Genomic DNA, 4,718 nt, shown 5'->3' on the forward strand with positions numbered 1-4,718 from the left:
CGTGGGTGCACCCCGTGCCGTGGTCGTTCGAGGTCGCGACCGACACGTGCTGGAGGAGAACCGGCGCGGAGCCGGGACGCACGAGCCAGTCGGAGCAGGTACGGGGTGCGTCCCCTCCCACCTCCGGGCCGCCGGTCACCAGGACGGCAGGGCCGCCGAGCCTGTCGGCGAGCCCCTCAGCGAGGTCGCGCGCCTCGCTCGGGTCATCCGCAGCCAGCCCGAGCAGAGCCCGCGCCTCGGCTGCGTTGGGCGTGACGACGGTGGCAACCGGCAGCAGCACGTCGAGACAGGCCGCCAGCAGCTCCACGCCGGCGAGGGTGGCCCCCGTCGTCGCCCGCAGGACCGGATCGACGACGAGCGGCCGGGTCGGCGTACCCGCGCACCAGCCAGCAACGAGCCGCGCCGCATCCGCGGTCGCCAGCATGCCGGTCTTCACCACGGCTGGCTCGAGGTCGGAGAGGACGGCGTCGAGCTGGGCCGCGACCACGTCGAACGGCACCGGGTGGATCGCGTGCACCCCCGTCGTGTCCTGGGCGGTCACCGCCGTCACCACCGCGGCGCCGTGGACACCGAGGGCGGCGTACGTCGCGAGGTCGGCGGCGATGCCGGCGCCTCCCCCGGAGTCGGTGCCGGCGATCGCCAGCGCGACGGGCGGGGTGCCTGCGGGCGGTGTCGCCGCCGCTCGCCTCATCAGAGGTCGCCTCACCACGGTGCGTCCTCCACGACGTCGAGGAGCTTCCGGACGACCTCCCCGGGGTCGGCCGCTCGCATGACCGCGCCCATGACCGCGATCCCGTCGGCCCCGGCGCCGATCGCCTCGGCAGCGTTGTCGGGAGTGATGCCACCGAGCGCATAGACCGGAACGCCGGCCGCCGCACTCGCAGCGAGCTCGCCCCCGTCGACGGGCTCGTAGTCCGGCTTCGACTCCGTCGACGCGAACGGCGACAGCGTCACCCAGGACGCCCCGGCGGCGGCTGCGACGTGGACCTCGGTCGCGCTGTGGCACGAGCGGCCCCACGGCCTGTCGGACGGCGGGAGCACCGAAGGGTCCGACGGAAGGTGGACGCCGGTGGATCCGTAGAGCGCTGTGTGCGCAGAGATCACCGTCGCGCCGACCTCCATCAGGGCGGCAGCCAGGGCGGTCCGCCCGAGCTCGGTCTCGTCGAGCTCACGGACCACCACGTGGGTCAGACCAGCCGCGACGCATTCCTCGACGGTGCGCACGAGCGATCGGCCGAGCGGGAGCTGGGAGCGGTCCGTGAGCAGGAGCAGCCGCGGCAGGTTCACACCGCCCCACCGATCAGCCCTGTGACCGGCGACGACGCGCGAGCAGTCGCGCGACGCGGGATCCGGCCGGCGGTGCGCGCGGCACAGCCAGCCTCGACGCCGAGCCGCAGGGCGGTGGCCATCCGGACCGGATCGTCGGCGCGCGTGATCGCCGTGGCAGCGAGCACGGCATCGCAGCCGAGCTCGAGCGCGAGCGCGGCATCGGAGGCGGTGCCGACCCCGGCGTCGAGCACCAGCGGCACCGAGACGGCGGCACGCACGGCCTCGATCGCGTAGGGGTTGAGCACGCCCAGTCCAGAGCCGATGGGCGAGCCGAGCGGCATCACCGCGACGCAGCCGGCGTCCTCGAGACGGCGGGCGAGGACCGGGTCGTCGGTCGTGTACGGCAGCACCTTGAAGCCTTGACGGACCAGCGTCTCCGCACCCTCGAGCAGCTCGATCGCGTCGGGCATCAGCGAGACCTCGTCGCCGATCACCTCGAGCTTCACCCAGTCCGTCTCGAGTGCCTCGCGGGCGAGCTCGGCGGTGAGCACGGCCTCGCGTGCCGTACGGCATCCGGCGGTGTTGGGCAGCACCTTGATGCCCAGCCGACGGATCGTCTCGAGCACGCCGCCCTCGGCGGTGCCGGGCGCGCGGCGCATGGAGACCGTCACCAGCGCTGGCTGTGCGGCCGCGATCACCGGCTCCAGGAGTGCCGGCCGGGGCAAGCCCCCGGTGCCGAGGAAGAGGCGGGAGGAGAGCTTCTCCCCCGCGATCACGAGTGCATCGGCGGACATGGTCATCCTCCCTGTACGGCGGCGACGATCTCGATCACGTCGCCCTCAGTGAGCGGGGTGGTGGCGTGGTCGGCGCGGAGCACGACGGTGCCGTTGCGTGCGACCGCGTGGCCGCGGGGATCGGTGGGCAGCAGGTCGGCGACGGTCGTGCCGGCGGTCAGCGCCTGCGGCGAGCCGTTGATGACGACGTTGAGCGCGGCGGTCATGCGCGGACCTCCTGAGCGGTGAAGCGGCGCGGATCCAGAACCGGGTCGGGGTCCGATCCCTCGATGTCGTCGGCCAGCAGCCGCGCGGTGAGCGGGGCGAGCAGGACGCCGTGGCGGAAGTGCCCGGCGGCGAGCCAGGTGTCGTCGGCGACCCGGCCGACGAGCGGCAGGTTGTCGCACGTGCCGGGGCGGTCGCGGGCCGTCACCTCGACGACCTCCGCACGATCCAGCGCCGGGAGGAGCACGCGCGCTGCCTCGAGGAGCCGGAAGACGCCCTCGACGGTCGGCACCGGTGGGGTGTCGTGCTCCTCGGAGGTGGCGCCGATGACGACCTCGTCGGAGCTGGCGCGGGGCACGACGTACACGGGCATGCCGTGGACCAGTCCGCGCACGGTGTGGACGGGCGCCTGGCCGGTCCCGGTCGCGCGGACCCGGATGATCTCGCCCCGCACCGGCCGGACCAGGTCGGCGTACGGCGCGGGGAGGTGCGCGCCGGTCGCCAGCACGGTGATGTCACACGGGACGTCCGAGCGCTCCGCGCGCACCGGCACCCGAGCCAGCAGGGCGCGCACCACCGAGCGCGGGTCGACGGAGTGGTCGTCGGGCAGGTGGGCGCCGCCGAGCACCCGGCCGAGGCCGGGCTCGCGGGCCGTGAGCTCGCGACGCGTCAGCGACTCCGCGCGCTCACCGGCAGCCGCGAGCAGCGCGAGCTGGCGGTCGACCTCCTGCAGGTCCCCCGCGTCAGCGGCCGCAAGCACCGTGCCGGTCCGGGCGAGCCGAACGCCGAGGCGCGCGGCGTACCCGGGCCAGAGCTCGGCCGAGGCGCGCCCGAGTCGGAAGAGCTCGGCTTCGCCGTGCCAGAGCTCGCCGGCCGGCGCCAGCATCCCGGCCGCGGCGTACGACGCACCCGAGCCGGGCGCGGGGTCGACGACCTCCACGTCGTGACCACGACGGAGCAGCTCGTCCGCGCAGGCGAGGCCGATGATCCCGGCCCCGAGGACGCGGATCCTCACGGGGACGGGACGGGCGCCGGCCCCACAGGGGCGCGGTCAGGGGCGGCCGGATCGACCAGGGGACACAAACAGGAATACACGGAAAGCTCCTCGCTTCCTTCGCCGGCATGACCCGGATCAGGTTCAACGGTCGGAGCGGCCTCAGCCCCATCTCAGCCCGCTGCCGCGGACTCCCGTGGTGGATTGGAGCCACAGTAGCAAGACCGGCGGGCACCTGCCGAGGGGGCCGTTCACGCCTCGGCAGGTGCCCGTCGCGCAGCGGTCCTCAGGAGGGCTGGACCAGGATCTTGACGTTCTCCTCCTTGTTGGCGATCAGCTCCTCGAAGCCCTTCTCGACGATGTCGTCGAGGCCGATGCGCCCGGTGATGAACTGGTGCGGTTCGACCTTGCCGTCCTGGATGAGACGGATCGTGTCCGGGTGGTCGTTGCAGTAGGCCAGGCTGCCGACGACGTTGACCTCGCGGAAGACCAGATCGTTCATCGCCACGGAGGCCTCGTGGCCCCAGATCGCGAGGTTCACGACGGTGCCGCCGACCCGCGTTGACCGGATCGCCGAGGCGAGCACCGCGTCGATGCCTGCGCACTCGAAGGAGACGTCGGCACCGCGCCCCTTCGTCAGCTCCATCACCGCCTCGACCACGTCGCCGTCGCGGGGGTCGATGATCTCGCTCGCACCGGCTCCGGGGGCCTTCGCCTTCCGCACCGCGGCGGGCTCGACCACGATCACGTCCTCGACACCGACCGCGCGCAGCGATGCGGCAGTGACCAGGCCGATCGGCCCGGCGCCGAAGACAAGGCCGGTCTGTCCCGGCTGCACCCCCGATAGCCGTACGGCGTGGTACGCCACGGCGAGCGGCTCGACGAGCGCGCCGACGTCGGTGCCCAGCTCGCCGAGCGGGTGCACCCAGCGACGCTCGGCGACGACGTACCTGCTGAACCCGCCACCGCCTCCGGAGAGGCCGACGAAGCCGAGCGTGGCGCACACGTTGTATCGACCCTGCTGGCAGGCGTCGCAGCGTCCGCAGACGATGTACGGCTCGACGACCACGCGGTCGCCGATCCGGAGGTCGGTCACCCCCTCGCCGAGCTCGACGACGACGCCGGCGAACTCGTGGCCGAGCTGCATCGGATAGCTCTCCCCCGTGAGCGGGTGGGGCGCGTCGGGCGTGGGGGCGAAGATCGGCCCCTCGAGGTACTCGTGGAGGTCGGTGCCGCAGATGCCGCACCACTCGACCTCCACCTTGACGGTGCCGGGGAGGGTCGCCGGCTCGGGGACCTCGTCGATGCGGATGTCACCGCGGCCGTGGAAGCGTGCTGCCTTCATGGTTCTTCTCTCCTTCGAGGATGGGGGTCAGGACAGGCGGGAGGACCGGCGGGCCGGCTCGGTGGCGGGCAGCTCGACGGCGGGCTCGTCGACGGCGGGTGCCCTCAGACCC

The 4,718-nt window shown here is 73.5% G+C and carries 5 protein-coding genes, 1 pseudogene and 1 riboswitch; all 6 genes and pseudogenes read right to left on the bottom strand.

Going from position 1 to position 4,718, the window contains the following annotated elements:
- The coding region (locus VLF38_RS01695) for a hydroxymethylpyrimidine/phosphomethylpyrimidine kinase (RefSeq protein WP_325269559.1) at positions 1-691 on the bottom strand (691 nt) is incomplete at its 3' end.
- 11 nt (positions 692-702) lie between these two features.
- The gene (locus tag VLF38_RS01700; protein WP_325269560.1) at positions 703-1,287 is read right to left on the bottom strand and encodes a thiamine phosphate synthase; all 585 of its coding nucleotides are present in this window, start codon (positions 1,285-1,287) and stop codon (positions 703-705) included.
- Positions 1,284-2,063 carry a thiazole synthase gene (locus VLF38_RS01705; protein WP_325269561.1) on the bottom strand — a complete coding sequence of 260 codons (780 nt, stop codon included), beginning with the start codon at positions 2,061-2,063 and terminating at the stop codon, positions 1,284-1,286. Before VLF38_RS01705 ends, VLF38_RS01700 begins: the two co-directional genes overlap by 4 nt.
- Positions 2,064-2,065: 2 nt before the next feature.
- Positions 2,066-2,269, bottom strand: a complete 204-nt coding sequence (thiS, locus tag VLF38_RS01710) for a sulfur carrier protein ThiS (protein WP_325269562.1) — start codon at positions 2,267-2,269, stop codon at positions 2,066-2,068.
- Positions 2,270-2,397: 128 nt separating this feature from the next.
- A pseudogene (locus VLF38_RS01715) lies at positions 2,398-3,267 on the bottom strand (FAD-dependent oxidoreductase); the annotation flags it as partial.
- Between the two features lie 91 nt (positions 3,268-3,358).
- A riboswitch (TPP riboswitch) is annotated at positions 3,359-3,469 on the bottom strand.
- A gap of 78 nt (positions 3,470-3,547) precedes the next feature.
- Positions 3,548-4,606, bottom strand: coding sequence for a 2,3-butanediol dehydrogenase (locus VLF38_RS01720; RefSeq protein WP_325269564.1), 1,059 nt, complete (start codon positions 4,604-4,606; stop codon positions 3,548-3,550).
- Between the last annotated feature and the right edge of the window lie 112 nt (positions 4,607-4,718).

It is taken from the genome of Nocardioides sp., from assembly GCF_035481145.1.
Classification (GTDB): Bacteria; Actinomycetota; Actinomycetes; order Propionibacteriales; family Nocardioidaceae; genus Nocardioides.